This window comes from Halopseudomonas sp. Lyrl_26 (assembly GCF_051948695.1).
GTDB classification, from domain to species: domain Bacteria; phylum Pseudomonadota; class Gammaproteobacteria; order Pseudomonadales; family Pseudomonadaceae; genus Halopseudomonas; species Halopseudomonas formosensis.
On record NZ_JAYJLH010000011.1, the window covers coordinates 29,863 to 54,506 of the forward strand.

Annotated in this window: 21 protein-coding genes; 19 read left to right on the top strand and 2 right to left on the bottom strand. The window is 54.3% G+C overall.

The window, feature by feature from the left end:
* Positions 1-47: 47 nt before the first annotated feature.
* Together VF673_RS12240 and VF673_RS12245 are read right to left on the bottom strand one after the other, a co-directional pair.
* Positions 48-2,261 (bottom strand): polysaccharide biosynthesis tyrosine autokinase, encoded by a 2,214-nt coding sequence (locus tag VF673_RS12240; RefSeq protein ID WP_440292155.1) that lies wholly within the window; start codon positions 2,259-2,261, stop codon positions 48-50.
* 41 nt (positions 2,262-2,302) lie between these two features.
* The gene (locus tag VF673_RS12245) at positions 2,303-2,740 is read right to left on the bottom strand and encodes a low molecular weight protein-tyrosine-phosphatase (RefSeq protein WP_440292156.1); all 438 of its coding nucleotides are present in this window, start codon (positions 2,738-2,740) and stop codon (positions 2,303-2,305) included.
* Between the two features lie 217 nt (positions 2,741-2,957).
* Between VF673_RS12245 and VF673_RS12250 the strand changes: the two genes are divergently transcribed.
* The 19 genes from VF673_RS12250 to VF673_RS12340 all read left to right on the top strand — a co-directional run bounded on the left by VF673_RS12250 (position 2,958) and on the right by VF673_RS12340 (position 24,449).
* Positions 2,958-4,358 carry an MBL fold metallo-hydrolase gene (locus tag VF673_RS12250; protein WP_440292157.1) on the top strand — a complete coding sequence of 467 codons (1,401 nt, stop codon included), beginning with the start codon at positions 2,958-2,960 and terminating at the stop codon, positions 4,356-4,358.
* Between the two features lie 155 nt (positions 4,359-4,513).
* Positions 4,514-5,020, top strand: coding sequence for a transcription/translation regulatory transformer protein RfaH (gene rfaH, locus VF673_RS12255; RefSeq protein WP_440292158.1), 507 nt, complete (start codon positions 4,514-4,516; stop codon positions 5,018-5,020).
* 244 nt (positions 5,021-5,264) lie between these two features.
* On the top strand, positions 5,265-7,094 hold the full coding sequence (gene glmS / locus VF673_RS12260; RefSeq protein ID WP_440292159.1) for a glutamine--fructose-6-phosphate transaminase (isomerizing): 1,830 nt from the start codon (positions 5,265-5,267) through the stop codon (positions 7,092-7,094).
* 194 nt (positions 7,095-7,288) lie between these two features.
* Entirely contained in the window at positions 7,289-7,681 is a 393-nt protein-coding gene (locus tag VF673_RS12265) for a hypothetical protein (RefSeq protein ID WP_440292160.1), read from the top strand.
* A 2-nt stretch (positions 7,682-7,683) separates the two neighbouring features.
* Positions 7,684-8,145, top strand: a complete 462-nt coding sequence (locus tag VF673_RS12270) for a helix-turn-helix domain-containing protein (RefSeq protein ID WP_440292161.1) — start codon at positions 7,684-7,686, stop codon at positions 8,143-8,145.
* Positions 8,146-8,153: 8 nt separating this feature from the next.
* Entirely contained in the window at positions 8,154-8,588 is a 435-nt protein-coding gene (locus tag VF673_RS12275; RefSeq protein ID WP_440292162.1) for a hypothetical protein, read from the top strand.
* A 13-nt stretch (positions 8,589-8,601) separates the two neighbouring features.
* A complete protein-coding gene (locus VF673_RS12280; RefSeq protein ID WP_440292163.1) occupies positions 8,602-10,407 on the top strand; it encodes a tetratricopeptide repeat protein in 1,806 nt (601 codons plus the stop codon).
* The gene (locus VF673_RS12285) at positions 10,408-11,670 is read left to right on the top strand and encodes a nucleotide sugar dehydrogenase (protein ID WP_440292164.1); all 1,263 of its coding nucleotides are present in this window, start codon (positions 10,408-10,410) and stop codon (positions 11,668-11,670) included.
* A gap of 137 nt (positions 11,671-11,807) precedes the next feature.
* Positions 11,808-13,091: a lipopolysaccharide biosynthesis protein gene (locus VF673_RS12290; protein WP_440292165.1), complete on the top strand. Its 1,284-nt coding sequence runs from the start codon at positions 11,808-11,810 to the stop codon at positions 13,089-13,091.
* Positions 13,092-13,248: 157 nt separating this feature from the next.
* Positions 13,249-14,019 (top strand): glycosyltransferase family 2 protein, encoded by a 771-nt coding sequence (locus VF673_RS12295; protein ID WP_440292166.1) that lies wholly within the window; start codon positions 13,249-13,251, stop codon positions 14,017-14,019.
* Positions 14,016-15,149: a hypothetical protein gene (locus VF673_RS12300; RefSeq protein WP_440292167.1), complete on the top strand. Its 1,134-nt coding sequence runs from the start codon at positions 14,016-14,018 to the stop codon at positions 15,147-15,149. Before VF673_RS12295 ends, VF673_RS12300 begins: the two co-directional genes overlap by 4 nt.
* Before the next feature lies 1 nt (position 15,150).
* Complete coding sequence (locus VF673_RS12305; protein WP_440292168.1) at positions 15,151-16,188, top strand: polysaccharide biosynthesis protein; 1,038 nt, start codon at positions 15,151-15,153, stop codon at positions 16,186-16,188.
* Between the two features lie 2 nt (positions 16,189-16,190).
* Complete coding sequence (wbjC, locus tag VF673_RS12310; RefSeq protein WP_440292169.1) at positions 16,191-17,309, top strand: UDP-2-acetamido-2,6-beta-L-arabino-hexul-4-ose reductase; 1,119 nt, start codon at positions 16,191-16,193, stop codon at positions 17,307-17,309.
* Positions 17,310-17,323: 14 nt separating this feature from the next.
* Positions 17,324-18,457: a non-hydrolyzing UDP-N-acetylglucosamine 2-epimerase gene (wecB, locus tag VF673_RS12315; RefSeq protein WP_440292170.1), complete on the top strand. Its 1,134-nt coding sequence runs from the start codon at positions 17,324-17,326 to the stop codon at positions 18,455-18,457.
* Positions 18,458-18,471: 14 nt separating this feature from the next.
* Positions 18,472-19,641: a glycosyltransferase family 4 protein gene (locus VF673_RS12320; RefSeq protein WP_440292171.1), complete on the top strand. Its 1,170-nt coding sequence runs from the start codon at positions 18,472-18,474 to the stop codon at positions 19,639-19,641.
* The gene (locus VF673_RS12325) at positions 19,641-20,252 is read left to right on the top strand and encodes a sugar transferase (protein ID WP_440292192.1); all 612 of its coding nucleotides are present in this window, start codon (positions 19,641-19,643) and stop codon (positions 20,250-20,252) included. Before VF673_RS12320 ends, VF673_RS12325 begins: the two co-directional genes overlap by 1 nt.
* Positions 20,245-20,901 carry an acetyltransferase gene (locus VF673_RS12330; RefSeq protein WP_440292172.1) on the top strand — a complete coding sequence of 219 codons (657 nt, stop codon included), beginning with the start codon at positions 20,245-20,247 and terminating at the stop codon, positions 20,899-20,901. The genes VF673_RS12325 and VF673_RS12330 overlap by 8 nt, the downstream gene beginning before the upstream one ends.
* 15 nt (positions 20,902-20,916) lie before the next feature.
* Positions 20,917-22,101, top strand: coding sequence for a DegT/DnrJ/EryC1/StrS family aminotransferase (locus tag VF673_RS12335; protein ID WP_440292173.1), 1,185 nt, complete (start codon positions 20,917-20,919; stop codon positions 22,099-22,101).
* 275 nt (positions 22,102-22,376) lie between these two features.
* Positions 22,377-24,449: a polysaccharide biosynthesis protein gene (locus VF673_RS12340; protein WP_440292174.1), complete on the top strand. Its 2,073-nt coding sequence runs from the start codon at positions 22,377-22,379 to the stop codon at positions 24,447-24,449.
* Positions 24,450-24,644 lie beyond the last annotated feature (195 nt).

Here is a 24,644-nt window from a genome sequence, read left to right on the forward strand (position 1 = left end):
ACTGGATGCTACAAGTTCCCACGTTGCAATCAGGTTACATGCTGTTATCAGGACGACTTTACATCCGATTTGTACTCGTACTGGTAATAAGCATAGTTGCCATAGCCATAGGCGGAGGCCTTCTTCTGCACTGCGTTGAAAATGGCGCCCTTGATCTCAATTCCATTATGGCGGAACCGCTGCAGTGTCAGTTCGATCTCCTTGACCGGGTTGAGGCCGAAGCGGGTAACGATGAGGCTGGTGCCTGCCAGGCGGCCAACCAGCGCCGCATCGGTCACGGCCAGAACAGGCGGCGTATCGATAATGACCATGTCATACATCTGGCTCAACTGGTTGAGCAGATTCTGGAAGTTGGCATGCATCAGCAGCTCTGAAGGGTTCGGCGGAATCTGCCCACGACCGATAAAGTGCAGCCCTTCGACGTTTGTCCTGTGGATAACATCCGCCAGGGTATGGGTATGGGCCAGCAGGTCAGACAGGCCTGGCTCGGCATTATGGTCCACCAGCTTGTGCAGGTAGCCCTTGCGCATATCCCCATCAAGCAGCACAACCTTCTGCCCGGCCTGGGCAATGATGGCGGCCAGGTTGGCAGAAACGAAGGACTTGCCCACCCCCGGGCTGGGGCCGGAGATCATCAGGATATTGTTCTTCGCTTCCATCATGGCGAAATGCAGGCTGGTACGCAGGCTGCGCAGGGCTTCAATGGACAGGTCCGCCGGGTTGGTGGTAGCCAGCAAGCTGGACCCCTGTACACCCTTGCCCTTGCGCTCCAGCACTTCCTGGTCCTTGCTGAAGGGGATGGACGCGTATACGGGCAGGCCGATCTGCTCAATCAACTCCGGGTTCTCGACACCGCGGTTCAGGGCATGGCGCAGCAGAGCGATGGCTACACCCAGCATGCCGCCCAGCAGGGTGGCGAGGACTACGATCAATGCTTTCTTCGGTTTGACCGGCTGGCTCGTATCAACAACAGCCTCGTCAATCACCCTTACGTTACCCACGGTGCCGGCGCGCATGACATCCAGCTCCTGGGACTTGTTCAGCATCTGGGTGTAGATCTCGGTACTCACCTGCACATCACGGGTCAACCGCAGCAGCTCCTGCTGGGTCTCGGGAAGGCTGCCTACGTCCTGGAGCATACGGTTGCGGCGGCTTTCCAGCTGGCCCAGCTGACTCATCAGCGCCTGATAGCTGGGGTGGTCACGGGTAAAGCGCCGCTGCAATTCTTCGCGCTTGAGGGCCAGCTCCGAGATGGCCGCTTCGATCTCCACCACCTGGTTCAGAATGGACTGGGTCTCGATGGTGATATCGACCGAGCCAGCGCTGGCCTGGTAGGCGTTGAGTGCGTCTTCCGCCTGCTCAAGGTCCCGGCGTACCTTGGGCAGCTGGTCAGTCAGAAACTCAAGGCTCTGCTGGGCTTCAGCGGATTTGCGCTCCACATTCTGGCGCACATACAGGCGGCTGACTTCATTCAGCACACCCATGGCGAAGGACGGATCGCTATGCTCCAGCGTGACATTCAGAATGCCCGAGTCCTTGCCCTTTTCACTGGCACTGATTTCGCGCTGCAGACCGAGAATAGTACTCAGTCGGCTGCGTTTGACAACTTCAAAGTCAGTCCCTGGGCGCGCTACAAACTCTGCTATTTGAATCTTGAATCCATCCTGGTCAATAGCATCGCCAACCTTGCCAGAAACCAGTGCATCGCCATCCTCGTTATACAGCGTGAAATCACCGTTCTCGCCCGCAGTCAGTGTCAGGGGCTTACCGAGATAACTGTCCGGCACCTCAAGCTGAAAAATATTCAGCCACTCTCCCCCCCAAGCGTAGCTGTCAAAGCCCAGAAAAGGGCTGGCTATGGGCTGTTCAGCACTGGGCTGGAAGCGCCGGTGCATGAAGGAGCCGATCACCGGGAACAGCTTGGGTTCGGCCACGATGGTCAGTTTGAGGTTGTCCACTGCCTGGCCGATGACCTGGCGGGATTTCAGCAACTCGATCTCGGTGACCGCAGCAGAAGTGGTAGCGAACAACTCACTGTCGCCAAGCAGGCTGCCAACCCCGGCGGACTTCTCTTCGACCTGAATTACGGTATTGGCCGAATAGATAGGCGTGGCCAGCAATGCGTAAGCAACACCGACAACGGCGAAGAAAACAGTGCAGGCGATAATGATGCCCTTGTTATCAATCAAGGCACCAAGCAGCGCCAGCAGGTCAATTTCATCGTTCTGGTTGGTGGGCGCCGCCGCAGGGGGGTTCTGCATTCACTTGCTCTCTATTTGTACTGACTTGCTGGAAGAAACCACTATTTAAGATAAGGCAGCCAGGCGTCGGCGGCCTTATCCAGAATTCTGAACACGTGCTCGAAGGCGGGTAACTGCTGGCGGTAAGGGTCAGGAACCTCACAACTATCCAACCACTTGCCGAACAGAAAGGTCTTGCCCCTCGCCTCGGGTGCCATGCTATGGATCGACTGGAGGTGTTTTTGTTCCATAACAAGAATCAAATCGGCACTGCGCAGCATATTCTGAGTCAGTTGCCGCGCCTGATGATCCGGCAAAGAATAACCCGCTGTGGCCATCACCTCAGCTGCAGTGCTGTCCACCGGCTTGCCGACCAGCGCACCGAGGCCGGCTGAAGTTACTTCAATACCCCGGCCCTGGAGCTTGCTCTTGAGCAATGCCTCACCGGTGGGGGAGCGGCAGATATTACCTACACAAACGACCAGAATCGATTTGAACATGCCATTCGTCACATCTGTAACCCAGCGGACCAAGGGCGCAACTGTAGTTAGAACAGGTTACAAGGTCAAGAAAACGAGTCGCCGCCATCCCTCAGATCCACCATGGGGACCACGGCTCGGCTCCCGGAGGGACCCTGCAGTCAAATTGCAAACTCCGTCACTTCAGCCCGGGATGGTTTCATAGCACAATCGGCTAAAAGCCAGGCAAGGACTCGCCATGACCTACCCCAGAATAGAACACCACGGTGCCGTGAACGGCGTAACGGGCAGCTGCCATCAGCTGCATCTGACTCCCAATACCAGCGTCCTGATCGACTGCGGGCTTTTCCAGGGCGCCGAGATCTCCCGGAGCGGCACCCAGGCAGGGAATATGGCCATAGAGTTTCCCCTTGCGGGCATCCAGGCGCTGATTGCGACCCATGTGCATATCGACCATGTCGGGCGGCTGCCCTGGCTTATCGCCGCCGGGTTCAAGGGGCCGGTGTACTGCACCGAGCCCTCCGCCATGCTGCTGCCAACAGTGCTGGAAGATGCCTTTCTGCTCGGCATTCGACGGGATGCCCAACTGGCCGAGCGCTTCATAAAACAGGTCGAGCCCATGTTGCAGCCGGCGGCCTACCGTCAGTGGATGACCGTCATCAACCGAGATGACCTGGTGCTGCGCATACGCTTTCAGCGGGCCGGGCATATACTCGGCTCAGCCTGGGTTGAGTGTGACGTCAACTACCCGCAAGAAAAGCGTCGGAGAAGAATCATATTCTCGGGCGATCTGGGAGCGCCACACGCGCCTATCCTGCCCGCACCGGATATCCCGTACAACGCCGACGTCGTCGTCCTCGAGAGTACCTATGGCGACCGGCTGCATGAGGACAGGCGCACCCGGAGGCAACGTTTTCAGTGCGCGCTGGAGCAGGCTCTGTCGGACGGTGGCACTGTGCTTATTCCCGCGTTCAGCATCGGTCGCACCCAGGAGCTGCTCTACGAACTGGAAGCGATCATCAGTGGCCAGAAAGGTGATTGGCTGCAGATGCCGGTCATCCTGGATGCCCCGCTGGCCACACGCTTTACTCAGTTGTACCGACAACTGAAGCCGTACTGGGATAAGGAGGCGCTGCGGCGGGTGGCGGCCGGGCACAAACCTCTGGGGTTCGAGCAGTTGCTTACGGTCAATACCCATGGCCAGCACCTGGCCATGGTCAACCGATTGGCCCAGACCCGGCAACCGGCCATAGTCATCACCGGCAACGGCATGTGCAGTGCAGGGCGGGTGGTCAACTACCTCAAAGCCATGCTTGGCGACCCCCGGCATAACGTGATCTTTACCGGCTTCCAGGCCCAGGGAACGCCAGGCCGGGCCATCCAGAAATACGGGTCGCAGGGCGGGTATGTGGAGCTGGAGGGCGAGCGGTTTGATATTCGCGCCGGCATCACCACCCTGGGCGGCTACTCTGCCCATGCTGACCAGGCAGGGCTGGTCAAGTTCGTCACCGGCATGCGGCACTGGCCGCAACAGGTCCGTCTGGTGCACGGCGAGCTGTATGCGAAGCAGCAACTGGCTGATGCACTGAGGGAAAAGGCGCGCCGTTATGGGCGGAGTCTGGAAGTGCTTATTCCATAACCCACAGGCTTAATACCAAATGCGAATTGTCACAACGCTCATCTGGCGGTAAGGTCTGCACCTTCACGGTGGGCCTGTGACCTGTTCAGGCTTGCAAAGCAATTTGATGGCCAAGTAATATCGCCGCCTCTGCCGAGCGATGATCAGGGATTACAGTGACGGAGAGCTCTGCCACAGCACGTTGGTATCTTGTTCAGTGCAAGCCACGACAGGAGGTCCGGGCCGAGCAGAACCTCCGCAACCAGCTTTTCCCCTGCTACTGCCCGCAGCACACGGTCGAGAAGATCCGCCAGGGGAAGCGGACTGTCATACAACAGCCATTATTCCCCGGTTACCTGTTCATCAATCTGTGCAGGATCAACGACAGCTGGCACAGCATCCGCTCCACCCGCGGCGTGCTGCGCATGGTCACCTTCGCCGATCAACCCCTTGCGGTACCCGATGGTATCATCGAAGACCTGCGCGCCAGGCTGGCAACAGTCGAAGGCAAACCCCTGTTCCAGAAAGGCGAGCCGGTCACCATCATTCAAGGCCCTTTCAAGGATCTGGACGCCGTCTTCTGCAAGGCCGACGGTGAAGAGCGGGCCATAGTTCTGCTGAATCTGTTGCATCGCCAACAGGAATTGAGAGTGCCGCTGAAAGCACTCAAAGCGTCAGGCTGAACGAAACCAGAGCGCCGCGGTCATAACCCGCCGGGAGCAGACTGAAACCTGCGCCCATGACAACTTATTGCCAAATGTCCTCAGGAAGCCGACATCAAATCCTGGGGCGGTAGCGTGCCCGAAGCACCACACAAAGGATGCCAATAGCCCCCGCAGGATATCTCCACTCCCCTGTGGGAGCCCCGCCCTCGGGGCGAAAGAAACGAGGCAAGCTAACAACAATGCATCAACCCAGGATTCACCCATGTGCGGAATAGTAGGCGCCATCGCCAAACGCAACATCACCCCCATCCTCATAGAAGGCCTGCGCCGCCTCGAATACCGCGGCTATGACTCCGCCGGCGTCGCCGTTCTGGCCACCGGCAACGGCATCAAACGCACCCGCGCAGTCGGCAAGGTCATCGAGCTGGAAAATGCCCTGGAAGCTGCGCCCGTTTACGGCCACCTGGGCATAGCCCACACCCGATGGGCGACCCACGGCAAACCCGCCGAACACAACGCCCACCCCCATATGTCCGAACGGCTGGCCATAGTCCACAACGGCATCATCGAAAACCACAACCAACTGCGCAAAAGACTCCAGGAACTGGGCTACAGCTTCACCTCGGAAACCGACACCGAAGTAGTCGCCCACCTGCTGGCCCATCACTACAGCCAGAAACAGAACCTGCTCTGCGCCTTCCGCGCCACCCTGGCCGAACTCCACGGTGCCTACGCCCTGGGCTTAATCCATCAGGACGAGCCCAATACACTGTACTGCGCCCGCATGGGCAGTCCCCTGGTCATAGGTGAGGGCAGTGAAGAGCGTTTTATCGCCTCAGACCCGTTGGCCCTGCTACAGGTAACCGACCAGTTCATCTATCTGGAGGAGGGCGACCACGCCCGTTTGACGCTGGAGTCCAGAGAAGTCTGGAACCGGCAGAACGAGTTGATGGAATACCCGGTACTGCGCTACGAGCACGCCGCTCACAGCTTGGAGAAGGGCGAGTACCGCCACTTCATGCTCAAGGAAATCCACGAACAGCCCGTCGCCATAGCCAATACGCTGGAAGGCACACTGGGCGAGGATCACGTACTCACTGCCATCCTCGGTCCTGAGGCAGAAACCCGGCTGAAAGACATCCAGAACATTCACATCGTCGCCTGCGGCACCAGCTACCACGCCGGTCTTGTGGCTCGGTACTGGATAGAAGAGCAGGCAGGGCTGCCGTGTCAGGTAGAAGTCGCCAGTGAGTATCGTTACCGCCAGGTGGCGGTACCAGCCAATACCCTTCTCATTGCCATCTCCCAGTCCGGCGAGACTGCAGATACCCTTGCAGCGCTGCGTTACGCCAAACAGCAGGGCTATCTGGCCAGCCTTGCCATCTGCAACGTCGCCGGCAGCTCCCTGGTCCGTGAAGCCGACTGGCGTCTGCTGACCAAGGCAGGCCCGGAAATCGGAGTAGCTTCAACCAAGGCCTTTACAACGCAGCTGGTAGCGCTGCTATGGCTGACGACCGCCTTGGCTCAGGTAAACGACAGAGCACCGGAAATGATTTGCGCCAATGTCCGAGCACTCAAAGGCTTGCCCCGTCTGCTCGAGAAAGTGCTGCACCTGGATCAGCACATCGAAGAGCTGGCTACCACCTTTGCCAACAAGCACCATGCGCTGTTTCTGGGCCGCGGCCCCCATTACCCCATCGCGATGGAAGGCGCGCTCAAGCTTAAAGAAATCTCCTACATCCACGCAGAAGCATATGCCGCCGGCGAGCTGAAACACGGCCCACTGGCGCTGGTAGATGAAAACATGCCTGTAGTCAGCGTGGCCCCCAGCGACAGCCTGCTGGAAAAGCTCAAATCCAACCTGCAGGAAGTCAGCGCACGCGGCGGCCAACTGATTACTTTTGCCTGTGAGCGGGTGGAGATGGATGAAGGGCAGGGCGTCACCCATCTGATCTTGCCGTGGGTATATGAAGGCGTATCGCCGATTGTGTATACCGTACCGCTGCAACTTCTCAGCTATCATGTGGCCTTGGTAAAGGGGACGGATGTGGATAAGCCGAGGAATCTGGCTAAATCCGTGACCGTAGAATAACAAACGGCTGACAAAACACAGTTGAACACCTTAGGCGCTTGAAAGGAATTCACTTAAAAGTTAACATGGCCCTCCACCTAAAGCGAATCACACTGCAAAGCCTTCGGGTGCCTAACCAAGCAGAGCCCAGACCGCTCGAAGGCAGCTGGCTGGTTTGCGCTCCTTGCGGGAGTGACGATTACAGCAGCTGCATATTGTTCGCCCAGCTCGCGGCTCTTGAAAGCCGCGAAGACCAAAGGTCAGCGCTGCAGGGGCTGAAGAAACTGATCCAGGTGGCAGCGATTGGGCAGCCGCTAACCGTCCACTACGATTCCAAGCAATGCCATGAGCTGCACGAATTTACTTACAAAGGGAAAGTGAGGGTAATCTGGCGGATCCGAAACGGAAATGTGCGGCTGCCCTTTTACTACGGTCATAGAAAGCTGATTTTCCTGGCCGGCGTCATGTCAAAGCGTAAAGACTCGTTGTCCAAGGCTGAAAAGCTGGCACTTGAGAGGCAAGTAAAGCACTACATCGATGCGGAAGCAGAGAGTGAGCTTCTTTTGGAGCCAGCCATCCCTCAAGACGCACCGTCATCACGGAGATAACCATGAGCACACTTGATCACGACTTTTCAGGGCTGTTTGAAGCTCTTTGGGAAGATGAAGAAATCCAGTTCGAAGCCAAAGCTCAAGACGTCGCCATCGCACTGGCAAGCGCTGTACACCAGGCTGGGCTTAGTCGTGCCGAGCTGGCGAAAAAGCTTAAATGGAAGCCGAGCCGGGTAACGAAGGTGCTGACAGGCAGTACAAATCTGACCTTGAAGACCATATTTGAGGTATGCCGAGCTATTGGCTTGGAGTTTGATGTTGTATTGCGCAAGCCTTGTGAGCAGGTTGACGTTGTAGATTTGGAAAAGCAGCGATCCATTCATCAGGAGGCAGTCAGCAACCTCGAGCGTTCGAGACAACTTCTGGATGCAGTTAACGAGCTCCATCGTAAGGTTTCACAGCGTGCGTTGGCGACCCGCCATTACACTCGTGAGGAATGCCACTTGAAGCTTGTGGCTTAGGTCTTGACATGAATCGCTCACCTTTACAGTTAAAGCACTACCACTTTGTCACCTTGGCGCTGGCAGCTCAGGACTCATACGATCCTGCAAGTTTTGCTGATAGCGAAGGCCCCTATCCTGATTTTGATGGGATACTACTGCAGCCTGAAGTGAGCCTTTTCAGCAACGACGAAGCGGGCGAACGCGGCCCATTTCTTCTGCGTCTGGCCCTGGGTTATGAACCAGAGGCCGGCGAATTACCATACAGCTTCGAGGTCGTGATCGAAGGCGTTTTTGGACTGGCAGAAGAGGCAGAGTTCAGCGACTGTAAAAGAACTGTTGTGGTTAACGGCGCATCTATACTCTATTCAGCAGCACGTGAACAACTGATGATGTTAAGTAGTAGGCATATTTATGGTCCGATGATGCTGCCGACGTTAGATTTTCGTCAAATTGGTCTTTGATGAAATATCTACCTTGATTCAGTTCCTCCGCTCTGACACACGCCACCTGCTCACCGAGCCCCGCTACGCCGTGATTACTATTCCGACGTTGCTGGCCAGTGCCGGCGGCGCTGTAGGTCAAGGTCCACTTGCTCTAGCATTGTTTGCAATCGCCGTGCTCGGCTTTGCGCGCCTGGTATGGTTCAAATTGCTGCCCCATGAACGAGCACGGCTGACCCAGGCTGAAACAGCACTGCATGCAGCACAACCAGACCGCGCCGCCAGCGTCCTGCAAAAACCGCTGCGTTTTTCAGGTACGCATTACCGGGTAAAGCGTGCCGCTATATTGGCGCAGGCATATTCCCAACAGGGAGAACTCAACAAGGCGCATGAGGCATTGAGCGAATTCGACCAGCGGCATCTGCGAACGGATGAGCACCTGTCTCTTCAAATAGCGTGGGCGCTGCTGTACCTTGATGCCGACAACCCTGTTGAAGCGCAGCGCCGGCTGGAAAAGGTTCCAGAGCCGGAGTGCGAGGCAAGCCTTAAGTGCCTCTTAGTTAAGGCAGAACTGCAATTACAAGGCGAGCACTATGCACAGGCACGTGCGCTACTCGAGACCGGCCTGGATCGCTGCAAGGACTCAGCAGAACGCGTCCTACTGCACAATAACCTGGCTCGGATTGAAGGCTTACAGGGTCGTAAGGATACGCAGCTTCGGCATTTGCGGGCCGCACGGACGGAGTTCAACAACGCAGCCCGTGCGGACTTGACTGACATAGTTCACCACAACCTGGCCATCGCGCTGGTACGTGATGGCCAGACGGAAGAAGCCAAAGCGGTGTTACGCGAAGCGTTCGCAGTCGGTGACCCCAACGACTTACCGCATGTACTGTCCGTACTTAATAACCAACTGCATGCTGCACGTGAAGCCGGTGACCCCGGCTGGATAAGCGATGTCTATGCCGAGTTTGACCGTCAACTCAAGCGATTAAAGCCACGTACGCCACGTGAACAGCTTGCCCTGGATATTTCACAGCTGCGCATGCTGCGCAATGATGCAGTGCCGCATAGCACTGAGGATTACCCCGGATTGCTCCAGCGCTTGCTGGATAATCTTGCCGGCTCTTCACCAGCAATACCGATAAGTGATCGTGTGGCTGGGCTTGTGGAAGTGCGCCATGACCTGAAGCAGGAAATACGAACTGCACAGCAGCAGAATGGCGTCGATATCGAACAACTATTTGCCCTGCTGCAGCGTGCCGCCACACAACTGCTGGAGCACAGTACGGCCATCGACACCTACCTGACCAGCTTATCGCCCAAGATGATTGCCCCATTGACGCAATGGCATCGCTACCGGACAGATATCGACAAGGCCAGGGTGGAGCAAGCCGACACGCCAGAAGCGTTACAGACCGCATTCATCCGGCTGTTCGATCACCTGCGTGAAAAAGCCGAATGGCTCACGGAACAAGGCACCTCGCAGCAGGCCATAGAAGCCTGGTTGATCATTTGTGATGAGGTGCTCGCCTATCATGATCAGCTGGCACCAACGGCACAGCCAGGCTGGCGGCGAGAGTATGGAGTGCTTGCAGTGCATGCGCTAGAGCAAGCCACAAAACAGATGGAAGAGCAGAAACACCACCGGCAACAGGTTGATCAACTGATTGGATTGGCCTATTTCAGCCTGCGACTGCGTGCCGATAAGCTGGCCGCAGAGCGTTGGATTAACATAGCGCACAGCTACAAACCAGCGATTGAGCATTACGCTGCCTGGCTTCGTGACTACCATACGTATGTTTGTCGCGAGTTAGGCCAGACCATGGAAGCAAGTTAAATGACCCCCCTCAACATCACCGTAGCCGGCACCGGCTATGTCGGCCTCTCCCTGGCCGTACTCATGGCACAGCACCACAAAGTCACCGCTATGGACATCGTCCAGGCCAAGGTAGATCAGCTCAACGATGGTATCTCCCCCATCGAAGACGCCGACATTCAGCAACTGCTCAACCAGTATCAGGCCGAGGGCCGCATCAACAGCCGCAGTCCGACCGGCCTCACCGCGACCACTGACCCGCAGCAGGCCTATGCCAACGCCGACTGGGTCATCATCGCCACCCCGACCGACTACGACTCCAGAAGTAATTACTTCAACACCCGCAGCATCGAAGCGGTGGTGGAAACCGTTGGGCAGATCAACCCGAGCGCCTCGCTGGTCATCAAATCCACGGTGCCGGTGGGTTATACGGAAAAGCTCAGGCAGCAGCACCCCGACCTGCACATCATGTTCAGCCCCGAGTTTCTGCGCGAAGGTAAGGCCCTGCACGACAACCTCTACCCTAGCCGTATCATTGTCGGCGAGCAGTCCGAGCAGGCGCAGACCTTCGCTGATCTGCTGCTGCAGGGCGCGATCAAGCAAGATGTACCGGTACTTTTTACCAACAGCACCGAAGCCGAAGCCATCAAGCTGTTTGCCAATACCTACCTGGCCATGCGCGTAGCCTACTTCAACGAACTGGACACCTACGCCGCCATGCACGGCCTGGATACCCGCCAGATCATTGAAGGGGTAGGCCTGGACCCGCGCATCGGCAACCACTACAACAACCCGAGCTTCGGCTACGGCGGCTACTGCCTGCCGAAAGACACCAAACAACTGCTGGCTAACTACGACAAGGTGCCCAGCAACCTGATGAAAGCCATCGTCGACTCCAACCGCACCCGCAAGGACTTCATTGCCGAAGATATCATCGAGCGAGTCTACCGCCAGACTCTGGCCGAGCCGCCGCAAACCGACAGCAATGGTCAGCACGTGCCGCCCACCGTCGGCGTCTACCGTCTGGTCATGAAGGAGGGGTCAGATAACTTCCGAGCCTCCGCCATACAGGGCATCATGAAACGCCTCAAGGCCAAGGGCATTCAAGTGGTGGTGTACGAGCCGGTTCTCAAGGAAGATCATTTTTTTCATTCACCCGTGCTCAATGATCTGCAAACATTCAAGCAGAGGAGCGCGGTTATAGTAGCCAACCGCTTGGCGAATGAATTGCTGGATGTAAGGGACAAGGTCTATACAAGAGACCTGTTTCAGTCGGATGCCTGAAAGCCAGGCACAGGTGTTCTCATCGAAAGTTATCTCCGCTGACCGACCAGTGCCATAAAAGTTGGCGCTGACAGGTTTGGGCTTGTGAGTTATTGCTAATCCATAAGGCGTCTTCTTTTGATTCTGGAACTCTGCACTTGTTAATCCGTATCAAACAGCTTGGTCAAAGCAAATTCGTCCGCAACGTAGCCATAGTTGCCACCGGCACCGCCGGAGCCCAGGCCATTACCATGGCCTTTGCACCCATAATTACCCGCCTGTACGGCCCCGAAGCCTTCGGCCTGCTGGGTATCTACATGGCGATAATTACGGTGCTTATGCCCGTCGCGGCACTGACCTACCCCATCGCCATAGTGCTGGCCAAAACCGATGCGGATGCCAAAGGTATAGCAAAGCTCAGCGCAATACTCGCGCTATCGATCGCAGTAATGACCAGCGTCCTACTGCTGGTGGCTGGAGATTGGATCGCAGAGGCTCTCAGTATGCAAGCTGTCGCTGGCTTCATGCTGTTGATCCCCGTTGCCATGCTATTTTCTGCCTTTCAGCAAATTTTTCTGCAATGGCTGGTCAGGAAAAAACAGTTCCGTACAACCGCACGTGTCGAAGTGATGAAGGCCCTGATCAGCAACTCTGTCATAGCGGGAGTGGGTGTAGTGCATCCCGCCGGTGCAGCGCTGATCATCATTACAGCCGTTTCCCAAGGTTTTCATGCCGTTTTGCTATGGTTTGGGATCCGTAGCAGCAAAGAAGCACTGCCACAAGCTGACCAACCCACTGGGACAGTCCGAGAGCTGGCCAGGCGTCACCGCGACTTCCCCGCGTACCGGGCGCCCCAGGTCGCATTGAATGCGTTAACCCAAGGGTTGCCTGTTCTGATGCTTGCGGTTTTTTTCGGGCCTGCCGCTGCTGGTTTTTTTGCGCTGACACGGAGTGTACTTGCAGCCCCGGCTACTCTAGTAGGCCAGTCTGTCGGTAATGTTTTTTATCCTAAAGCGACCGAGTTATACGAAAATCCTACTGAGCTCCAGCGAATCTTGTACAAGGCCACTTTTTCTTTGGTTGCACTTGGGGGGATGGTGTTTCTGCCCGTTCTTGTTGCTGGGCCATGGTTGTTTTCATTGGTATTTGGTTTGGAGTGGCGCGAGGCAGGTGAGTTTGCAAGATGGATTGCTATATGGATGACTTTCTCGTTGTCTGCGAGACCTATAATCAGCACGATACCTGTCTTGGGGATGCAGAAATTCTTTTTGACTTATGAAGTTACCTTTCTTTCATTAAAATTTGCTTCTTTATGTTTGGGTGTTTATTTGGATGAGGTAATGTTTTCTGTAGCTTCTTATTCTCTTGTTAGTAGTGTGTTTTATATTTTGCTATTTTTTATGGTGTGTAAGAGGTTGGCTGGAAAAGTTTCTATATCATGAGTGGTTTTTGCTTTTTTCTATGGGGGGATATAGGGATCTTTCATGGGGCGCGGGCGTGGGTTAAGGGGCGGTCAGTAAGTCTGCACGTAATATTGTATATGGAAAGTAGGCGTGCTTGTATAGGGTGGTTAGTTGGTGTGGCTGGGGAGAGCGGGTTTTGAAGATTTTAAGTATTGTTATTCCTACCTATAATAGAGCGGCACTTGTCGAGGGGTTACTGAAAAGATTGGCCCCTGCAGCGGGGAGGACTGATTTAGAAGTCGTGGTAGTGGATGACTGCAGTAGGCCTAGTGATAGAGAAGAGCTAAAAAGTATAGCTGAAAGATATCCGGATTTCATTTTTTTGTTCCTGTCCAAAAATACCGGAGGGGCCGGTGCCAGAAATCAGGGTGCCACAGCATCGAAGGCCAAGTGGATATGGTTTCTGGATGATGATGATTATATTGACAGCGAGGGAGTGTGTGCTGTTTGCGATAGGTTAAAGAAGCTAGATGATAATAATAAGATGGTGTTTCTGACAGCAAAGTTCACTAATGGGGCGTCTGTAAGTTTTCGACAGCCTAGTGGAGTGGAGGTCTTTAAGCGCTTTGCTCGCTATGGTAATGAAGTGAATACGTCATGTGTTATATTCGAGTTTTCCCTCTTTGATGCAATTGGGGGGTGGGATAGCAGGTTGGTCGCAGGGCAAGATACTGATATTTTGTTGCGGGCCTCTGAGTTTACAGATGCTTATGTTTTTGACGACGTTTGTGTTACCGTCGTTCAGCACGATGGGGAGCGGATTACGACTAATCCCCGAAAGCAAATGAAAGCAAAAATTCAGTTTATATTTAAAAATTATAGGAGGCTTCATTCTGTAAGGTTGCTTAGATATATTGTTTCTCTTGTGATAGCTTATCCGTATGTGAGGAGGCTTGTAAAGAGATGAGTTTTTTATCAGTGGTTCTATTTTTTTTAACTTTCTATAAAATATCTTTGTTTCACTCAAGTTTTTATTTAACCTTTGTTTTCTCTGTTTTTTTTATAATATTTGCACTTAAAGGTTATAGAGTGTTTTTTTTTAGCATTGGGCTTGGTGCTATTTTATCATTCTTAGCTATTTTGTTTTTCTCGTTATCTGTGGATGCAGTTACGGGCTCGCTGGTGACGAACTTTACAAATAGCTTTGCAATTAGGTCGCTATCCATTATTTTGATTTCAGCAGTCCCTGCTTTTTTACTTGTCTTTTTGTTTCTTAAATTTGACTATGATTCAGTTTTGAATGTAATTGTTGTTTCTTTTTGGGTGCAGTTTGCTTTCTGGTTGATCACGTTTCTAGATCCGGAGATCAAGTTTTTTCTCACAGGGCTGATGGGCGGAGGGATAGATGCGGTTAACCTGAGGGAGCATAACTTGCATGTTAGAGGGTTTGGCCTGTCTAATGAGATAAATTTTACAACGCCGTTTGTAATGGTGTTGGTATCCTTTTTGCTGGTTAAGAGATTTGCTATTGGGTTTGTTTCAACTGTTACTCAGTTGGTAAACTCTAATTTAGTGGTTGTTGCGATATTGATTGGAGTCTTTCTTTCAAAGGCTTCTTTTTTTAGTAGGTTTTTATCGATTTTGGTTGTGAGTGTTGTTTGTTTTTTTGTATATCAGCTTGGGGATGAGGTTTTCCCCAGGTTGTTTTCTGAATTCGGTGGAGACGGCTCCCGAACAGTGAGGGCCTTGATTGATAATCATGTTATTTTTCTGAATAATGGGGTTTGGGGGCATCTGTTTGGAGAGGGGGTATATGTTTTCCAAGGAGGGTTTAGTTTGTCGTCAGATATTGGATGGATCCATATGTATAATTATGGGGGTGTTTTTTTTACTCTGTTGTTTGTCTTATTCATGTTTTTCTTATCGGTGGCCGCTTTTGGAAAAAGCTTGCTTGGAGTTGCATGGTTTGGGGCAGGCCTCGTACTTAATACTAAAGGGCTTTTGTTTGGGCCTAATGCTTTTTTCTTTGTGACTTTTATATTTATTTTTCTTAACTATGGTAAAAGACTAGGGTTAGGAAGAGGGGTTGGGGTTTAGTATGGGGTTTGAAAAAAGAACTTTGTTGATTACAGGTGGAACTGGCTCCTTTGGTAATGCTGTGCTTAAGCGTTTTCTTGATACTGATTTGGCTGAAATTCGGATCTTTAGTCGCGATGAAAAAAAGCAAGACGATATGCGAAAGCACTATGCTAGTTCAAAGTTGAAGTTTTACATAGGAGACGTGCGCGACTATCAAAGTGTTTTAAATGCCACGCGGGGAGTGGACTATATTTTTCATGCTGCCGCGCTGAAGCAGGTACCTTCCTGCGAGTTTCACCCGATGGAGGCAGTTAAAACCAACGTTATCGGCACTGAGAATGTTTTGGAGGCTGCCATCCAGAACCAGGTCAAGCGCGTTGTGTGCTTAAGTACCGACAAGGCCGTTTACCCCATCAACGCCATGGGCATTTCTAAGGCGATGATGGAGAAGGTGATGGTGGCCAAATCCCGTCATGCCGAGGATGACAAGACGGTTATTTGCGGTACCCGGTACGGTAACGTCATGGCGTCACGGGGTTCTGTGATCCCGCTGTTTATCGACCAGATCCGCGCGGGCAAGGCCCTGACACTGACTGATCCGAACATGACCCGCTTCATGATGACGCTGTCCGATGCGGTGGATCTGGTGTTACACGCCTTCGAGCATGGCAACAACGGGGACATATTTGTCCAGAAAGCACCGGCTGCGACGGTAGAGACCCTGGCCAAGGCGCTGACAAGTCTGATGGGTAAGCCGGATCATCCTATCGAGGTGATAGGTACTCGCCATGGTGAAAAACTGTACGAAGCATTGCTGAGCCGCGAAGAGATGGCCTGTGCTGAGGATATGGGGCAGTACTACCGGGTACCTCCAGACCTGCGTGATCTCAATTACGCCAAGTACGTCGAACAGGGTGAAGATAGCATCACCCAAAGCGAGGATTACAACTCGCACAATACCGAGCGTCTCGATATCGAAGGCATGCAACAACTGCTGCTCAAGCTGGAGTTCATGCAGGCTATTCGACGTGGCGAGCACGCAGTACCGGAGGAGTGATGATGCGTGTTTTGGTGACTGGCTCTAACGGCTTTATTGGCAAGAACCTGCTGGTGCATTTTCGAGAGATGGGCGGCATTGAAGTTGTACCCTTCACCCGTGAGGACACAGTTACCGACCTGCCTGCGATGCTGGAAGGAGTGGACTGGGTGTTTCATCTCGCGGGAATTAATCGGCCGCAGAATCCGCATGAGTTCGTAACAGGTAATACAGGGCTTACTGAGCAACTGTGTGAAGCGATCAAAGCCAGTGGTCGGTCGATCCCTGTGGTTTATACGTCGTCCATACAGGCAGAGCGGGATAACGATTACGGTAACAGCAAGCGTGCAGCCGAGCAGGTGCTGTTGGATTTGCATGAGGCTACCGGTAACCCGGTCTACATCTATAGGCTGCCTAACGTATTTGGTAAGTGGGCGCGGCCCAACTACAACTCAGTAGTCGCGACCTTCTGTCATAACATCGCGCGGGATTTGCCGGTTCAGATCAATGACCCCGCTGCGGTGATTCGTCTGGTTTATGTGGACGATGTGGTTGCCAGCTTCAAGGGGGTGCTTGGCGAAGAGCGTCCTGAGGGGCCTTTTGTGAATGTGCCCGTTGAATATCAAATTACGGTTGGGGAGCTGGCGGAGCAGCTTAACCGCTTCAAGGCGACTCGGGATAATCTTATTACCGAACCTGTGGGTACAGGTCTGATCCGTGCTCTGTATTCCACTTATGTGAGCTATCTGCCGCCGGAGCGCTTTACCTACACAGTACCTCAGCATGGCGATGAGCGCGGTGTGTTTGTGGAGATGCTTAAAACTCAGGATGCCGGGCAGTTTTCTTACTTTACAGCCCACCCCGGTGTAACCCGAGGCGGGCATTATCATCACTCTAAAACCGAGAAATTTCTGGTGATCAAGGGCGAGGCGTGCTTCCGCTTCCGGCATATGCTGACGGGTGAGTTCTACGAGCTGTATACCTCGGGAGACAAGCCGGAAATTGTTGAAACCGTGCCGGGTTGGACTCACGATATTACCAACGTAGGTCAGGATGAGCTGGTCTGTATGCTCTGGGCCAACGAGATTTTTGACCGAGCCAACCCTGATACCTTCGCCTGCCCTGTTGGCACGAAAGCCTGATTGAGTCCGTCATCATGAAAAAACTGAAAGTAATGACCGTGGTCGGTACACGGCCGGAGATAATTCGACTGTCCCGCGTCATGGCAAAGCTGGACGAGTACTGCGAACACATTCTGGTGCATACCGGCCAGAACTATGATTTCGAGCTTAATGAAATCTTCTTCCAAGATCTGGGTATCCGCAAGCCGGACCATTTTCTGAGCGCAGCCGGAGCCAGCGGGGCGGAAACCATTGGCAACGTGATCATTGCTGTGGACAGGGTGCTGGCCGAGGTGCAGCCGGAGGCACTGCTGGTGCTTGGTGACACCAACAGTTGTATGGCGGTGATTCCCGCCAAGCGCCGCAAGATTCCCACCTTCCACATGGAAGCCGGCAACCGCTGCTTTGATATGCGGGTTCCGGAAGAAATCAACCGCCGCATTGTGGACCATACGGCGGACATCAACCTTACCTACAGCACCATTGCGCGGGATTATCTGCTGCGCGAAGGTCTGCCGCCGGATCGTGTGATCAAGACCGGCAGCCCGATGTTTGAGGTGCTCAACTACTTCCGTGAAGGTATTGAGGCCTCTGATGTATTGACTCGCCTGGGCCTGGAAGAGGGCAAGTTCTTTATTGTCAGCGCTCACCGTGAGGAGAACGTGGACTCGGACAGAAACTTTCTGGCGCTGGTAACTACCTTGAACGCTGTCGCTGAGAAGTATGGCTATCCAGTAATCGTCTCTACCCACCCGCGTACCCAGAAAAGGGTGGATGCCATGGGGGTGAAGTTCCACGAGAATGTGCGCTTGCTCAAACCGCTGGGCTTCAAGGATTACAACAAGCTGCAGTTGAGCGCCAAGGCAGCGCTGTCGGACAGTGGTACCATCAACGAGGAGGCTTCCATTCTCAATTTCCCGGCGCTGAATTTGCGCGAGGCTCACGAGCGGCCTGAGGGGATGGAAGAAACGGCAGCCATGATGGTTGGGCTAAGTACTGAACGGGTGCTGCAGGGGCTGGCGATTCTGGAAAACCAGAGCCGTGGTGATGAGCGATCTATGCGTCTGGTTGCTGATTACAGCATGCCGAACGTGGCAGAGAAAGTGGTGCGCATTATCCATAGCTATCGGGATTATGTGATGCAGAACGTTTGGAAGCAGTATTATTGAGGAAGCCCAGGCGTATGGCGCGTAAGAAAACGGATCTGGCGATCGTAAACCGGAGCTTCTGGCCGCAAAGCCAGGTGATAGGCGAAGGGTTATTGCAGTTCGCTGAGCAAGCAGCACAAAGCGGCTCGGTGTGTGTGATTACCCAGGCTGAGGGTGATCTTGCTGGTTTGCTGGCTAGCAAAGGCCGGGGTAAAGGGGTTGAAGTACGAGCCTGTAAGGCTTACACCACATCGGCCAGTGGGGTAGTCAAACGCATCGCAGAAGCTTTGTTCTTCATGTTTTGGACCTTCATCAGTCTGGTGCGCGTTAAGCCTGCGAATGTTTATGTGTCTACAAACCCTCCGGTTGTGGTGCCTTTCATTGTCGCAGTTTACTGCCGCTTGTTTGGCGCACGTTATGTGTATCACCTGCAGGATATTCATCCGGAAGCGGCCAATATTGTAGTGCCAGTTAACCGGTTGTTATTTAAATTGTTGCAGATTGTAGACAATTACACTTTGCGTCACTCAAATGGGATTATCACTCTATCGGAAGATATGAAGAGGTATATTCGGCAGCGCAGCGATACGCAAAGTCCCATCCATTTGTTAGATAACGCAGCCTTTGAGGTAACCCCGGTGCCTTTTGCGCAGCGTACCAAAGACATTGTGTTTTGCGGTAATGCAGGGCGCTTGCAACGCATTCCACTGTTGCTTAAAGCCATCCGGGATTATCTACATCAGGGTGGCAAGCTGCATTTTACCTTTGCTGGTGGAGGGGTACATGCATCGGATGTGAAAGCACTGGCTGACGATTACGAACAGGTCGATTACCTGGGGGTTATCCCCGCTACCGAAGCAGCTGAGCTAGTCAATCAACACAAATGGGCGCTGCTGCCGATCGACGATGAAGTAACCAAGTACGCCTTTCCCAGTAAGTCGTCTGCTTACGCTCTTTCCGGCACTGGAGTGCTGGCAGTTTGTGGAGAAGACACCAGCGTTGCGCGTTGGGTAACTCAACATGGCGTTGGGGTGGTTTGTGCTCCAGACCAAGAAGCGCTGGTAAGGTCCTTTTTTTCTTTGGAACGAAAGAGTAGTGAAAGTTTTATGATAAACGCGGAGTCACGAAAAAAGTTGTTGATTCCTTATTTTGCTAGTGAGCTTTATCGTTTGACCGTTCCAAATTCATTTAGAGGTTGGAAGTGATTTCAAAGCGAGTTCTCGATGTGGTAGCGTCGGCGTTAGGGTTGCTACTGCTGTCTCCGGTTATCTTGGTTATTGCATGGCAGGTTCGCCGTAATCTCGGCGCTCCGGTGTTTTTTCGTCAAACCCGTCCCGGCCTGAACGGCCGGCCATTCCAGATGGTCAAGTTTCGCACCATGAAAGATGCGGTTGATGCCGAGGGTAATCCTTTACCAGACTCTGAGCGACTGACCCCTTTTGGCCAGTTTCTACGCTCTTCCAGCCTGGATGAGCTGCCGGAGCTGTGGAACGTGCTCAAAGGAGATATGAGTCTGGTTGGACCCCGGCCACTGCTGATGGAGTACCTGCCTTTGTATTCGCCAGAGCAGTATCGTCGCCATGAAGTGCGGCCCGGGGTGACGGGGTGGGCGCAGGTGAATGGGCGTAACTCGCTCAGCTGGGATGAGAAGTTCAAGCTCGACGTATGGTATGTGGACAACCGCTCGCTGTGGTTGGACATCAAGATTCTGTTCCTGACAGTGAAGAAGGTATTAGTGCGTGACGGTATCAGTGCGGAAGGTGAGGCCACGATGAGCCGCTTTATGGGTAATGATGCTGGAGCGAAGAATGACTGAGACTATAGTTGCTGTATATGGGGCCAGCGGTTTTGGGCGAGAAATAATGCCGTTGGCCAAGGCCCAGTATCATGCAATGTTTGCAGACGTGCGTTTCATTTTTGTAGATGATGGGGCTGAGCAAGATAGCCTGAATGGCTACCCTATTCTTACCTACTCTGATTTTCTGGCACTTGAGGCCATAAATAAGTTTGTGATTCTAGCCATCGCCAACAGCGCTGTCAGAGAAAATCTGATTGAAAAGTGTGAGGCTGATGAGATCGGTATTCTCTCAGTTGTTGCGGACAATGCAGTCATTCTTGACGAGGTTGAGATTGGCGAGGGCGCTATTCTTTGTCACTTCACACAGCTGACCTCCAATATCAAGATTGGAAAGCAATTTCACGCCAACATATATAGCTATGTCGCTCATGACTGTGTGATTGGCGACTATGTAACATTTGCCCCAGGGGTACGATGCAACGGTAATATTCACATTGAGGATCATGCCTATATTGGTACTGGTGCGATTATTAAGCAAGGCACTCCTTCTAAACCTTTGGTCATAGGTAAGGGCGCAGTGGTAGGTATGGGCGCAGTGGTCACCAAGGACGTACCTCCGGGAGTGACAGTGATTGGAAACCCGGCCAGGCCGTTGATTAAATCCTGATTTTTTAGGTTATCTATGCTTAACACCCCTTTTTCCCCCTGGCCTTCCTTTACCGAGGAAGAGGCCAACGCTGCACGTGATGTTCTGCTTTCCAACAAGGTCAACTACTGGACTGGCCAGGAGTGCCGGGAGTTCGAGAAGGAGTTTGCTGCCTGGGCGGATGCCGAATATGCCATTGCTCTGGCCAACGGTACTGTTGCGCTGGATCTGGCGCTCAAAGCGCTGAACATTGGCGCAGGCGATGAGGTTGTTGTTACCTCACGTACCTTCCTGGCTTCTGCCTCCAGCATTGTGACCGCCGGCGCTGTTCCGGTATTTGCTGATGTGGATGCTGATTCGCAGAACGTGACTGCCGACACCATGCGGGCGGTGCTGACTGAGCGCACCAAGGCCGTCATCTGTGTGCATCTGGCCGGTTGGCCGTGCGATATGGACCCGATCATGGAACTGGCCCGCGAGCATAATCTGTTTGTGATCGAGGACTGTGCCCAGGCCCATGGTGCCCGTTACAAGGGGCGCTCTGTTGGCTCGATTGGTCATGTTGGTGCTTGGTCGTTCTGCCAGGACAAGATCATGACCACAGGCGGTGAAGGGGGCATGGTGACGACTAATGATCGTGAGCTGTGGAAGCGTATGTGGTCGTACAAGGATCATGGCAAATCCTGGGATGCAGTATATGAGCGTGACCATCCGCCGGGCTTTCGCTGGCTGCATGACAGCTTTGGCACCAACTGGCGGATGACCGAGGTGCAGGGCGTTATCGGGCGTATTCAGCTCAAGCGGATGGGGGACTGGACGGCTGCGCGGACTCGCAATGCACTGCGTATCTGGGAGACCTGTCGGCAGTTTGATGCGGTGCGGGTGCCGGAGTTTAATGAAGCTGGTGGCTCTGTGCACGCCCATTACAAGTGCTATGTGCAGGTGCGTCCGGAGAGTCTTGTCGGGGGTTGGAATCGGGACAGAATTGTCAATGAAATCGTTGCCCGTGGTGTGCCTTGTTTCCAAGGTTCCTGCTCCGAGGTGTATCTGGAAAAAGCCTTTGATGGAACTGACTGGCGTCCCGCTGAGCGCTTGCCTGTTGCGAAGAAACTGGGTGAGACCAGTCTGATGTTCCTGGTGCACCCGACTTTGACTGATGCTGAGATTGAAAAGACCTGTGCGGTGATTGCTGAAGTTCTGGGGCTGGCTGGGGTACGGTAAGTTCTCATCGGGGCGGTTTGAGTGGTGGGCATTTACCCTTTGGTGGTGAAGGCTGCCTCAGGCAACGTCCTCGCTTCGGCCATTTAGGGTGTGATGAGGCGTTTCAAGGCCAGAGGATTCAGAGTGGCTGGCAGGTGTCAGGTAAGCTGAAGAAGACATATCCGCAATTTGAAGATCCTGCCCGCGTTAACCCTGTGCTTTTCATGAACATCCGTAACATATGGCTGTCGCATTGAGATGATCTGTGTTGATCGTCATTTTCCGAGGTTCCGGTAGTGCTGAAAGAAAAACTTATTCGGCTGAGTAACAGGCAAAAACGCACCATTCAGATCCTGGCTGATGTGATTCTGTTGTCATTGGCCCTGTGGCTGGCGCTGTTTCTGCGACTCAGCGAGCAGGGCTGGCTGTGGCCTGAGGGTGGCCAGGGCTGGCTGTTTCTGATGGGGCCTGTGCTGGCTATTCCGCTGTATGTGCGTACCGGCATGTACCGCGCGGTGATGCGGCACTTTGGTAACGTGGCGCTGTTCAGCATTGCCAAGGGTGTGACCTACGGTTTTCTGGCGTTCGCCTTTGCATTGCTGGTGGCCAGGGAGCTGGGTTGGGAAGTGCTCTTTCCCCGGTCCGCTTACTTCTCCTTTTGGGCGCTGAGTCTGTTGCTGATCGGCGGGCTGCGCCTGATGGCCCGTGAGTACTTCATGGGTAACTGGCTGACCGCCGGGCTGCCGGTGTTGCACCACCGCAAGGAGGGTGAGGTAGGTGGTAAGCCGGTGGCTATCTACGGGGCCGGGGCTGCCGGGTTGCAGCTGCTGGCGTCGCTGAAAGTGGGGCGGCTGTACAAGACAGTGGCCTTTGTCGATGACGACCCGGATCTGGTAGAGCGTACCATTGCCGGCCTGAAGGTGTACTCCGGTAACCAGGTCAGTCGCATGATTATCGACACAGGTGTGGCGGAAATCTTTCTGGCTGTGCCTTCCGCCACCCGCGCCCGCCGCCAGGAGATTCTGACGCGACTGCAGGGTCATGGCGTGCACGTGCGGACCATCCCGGGCATCATGGATCTGGCCAGTGGCAAGGTGAAGGTGGACGATCTGCAGGAAGTGGACGTGGCTGACTTGCTGGGGCGTGACCCGGTACCGCCGGACCGGTCGCTGTTCGAGCGGTGCATCCGTGGACAGGCGGTGATGGTGACCGGCGCCGGCGGTTCGATCGGCAGTGAACTGTGCCGACAGATTGTGCAATCGGAGCCGACCACGCTGGTGCTGTATGAGCACAGCGAATTTGCTCTTTATGAGATTCATTCCGAGCTTGAGGGCTGGATTCGCAACCGTCAGGCGTCCATTACCCTGGTGCCGATTCTGGGGTCGATCCGCAACTTCGGCCGGCTGCAGGATGTGATCAACGCCTGGGATATCAACACCATCTATCATGCAGCGGCTTACAAGCATGTGCCCATGGTGGAGCACAACATTGCCGAAGGCATCATGAACAATGTGTTCGGCACCCTGAATGCGGCCCAGGCAGCCATCAAGTGCCAGGTGGAGAACTTTGTACTGATCTCCACGGATAAGGCGGTGCGCCCGACCAACGTGATGGGGTCTACCAAGCGTCTGGCGGAGATGGTGCTGCAGGCCCTCAGCCATGAACAGGCGCCGCGCCTGTGGGATGAGGATCCGGCTGTGAGTCAGGTGAACCGTACCCGCTTTACCATGGTGCGTTTCGGCAACGTGCTGGGGTCCTCGGGCTCGGTGATTCCACGGTTCCGTGAGCAGATCCGCCGGGGTGGGCCAGTGACGGTGACTCACCCGAAGATCACCCGTTATTTCATGACCATTCCCGAGGCGGCGCAGCTGGTAATTCAGGCTGGTGCCATGGGGCAGGGTGGTGATGTGTTTGTGCTGGATATGGGCGAGCCGGTGACCATTCTGGAGCTTGCCCGCAAGATGATCATGCTCTCGGGGTTGACGGTGTGCGACGAGCACAACCCCAATGGGGATATTGCAATCACCTTCAGTGGTCTGCGTCCGGGTGAGAAGCTTTATGAGGAGCTGCTGATCGGGGATAACCCGGAGTCCACTTCCCATCCGAAGATTCACCGCGCCAATGAGGTGTTTCTGGACTGGAATGCGCTGCTGCCCATTCTGGATACGCTGCGCCAGGCGGTGCGTGATGATGATTATGAGTTGGTGCGCGAGACGTTGTTGTCGACTGTGCAGGGGTATTCGCCCACGGGTGAGATAGTTGACTTGCTGTATCAGCAACATGAGGAAGAGGCTGAGAGTCAGGGGAACGTTCGCACCGGGGCGGTCCGGCGATCCGGCGGTGCTCCTACAGGGGGCCGCCGCTTGTAGGAGCACCCGTGTCGGGTGCGAAGGGGTGTTAGCCCTGGTAGGCAGTGCCTGCTCGGTTCGCACCGGGGCGGTCCGGCGATCCGGCGGTGCTCCTACGGGGGGAGCGTCGCGTTTTGGGTTGTAGGAGCACCCGTGTCGGGTGCGAATGGGTGCAACCCCGGTAGTTGGTGCCTGCTCGGTTCGCACCGGGCGGTC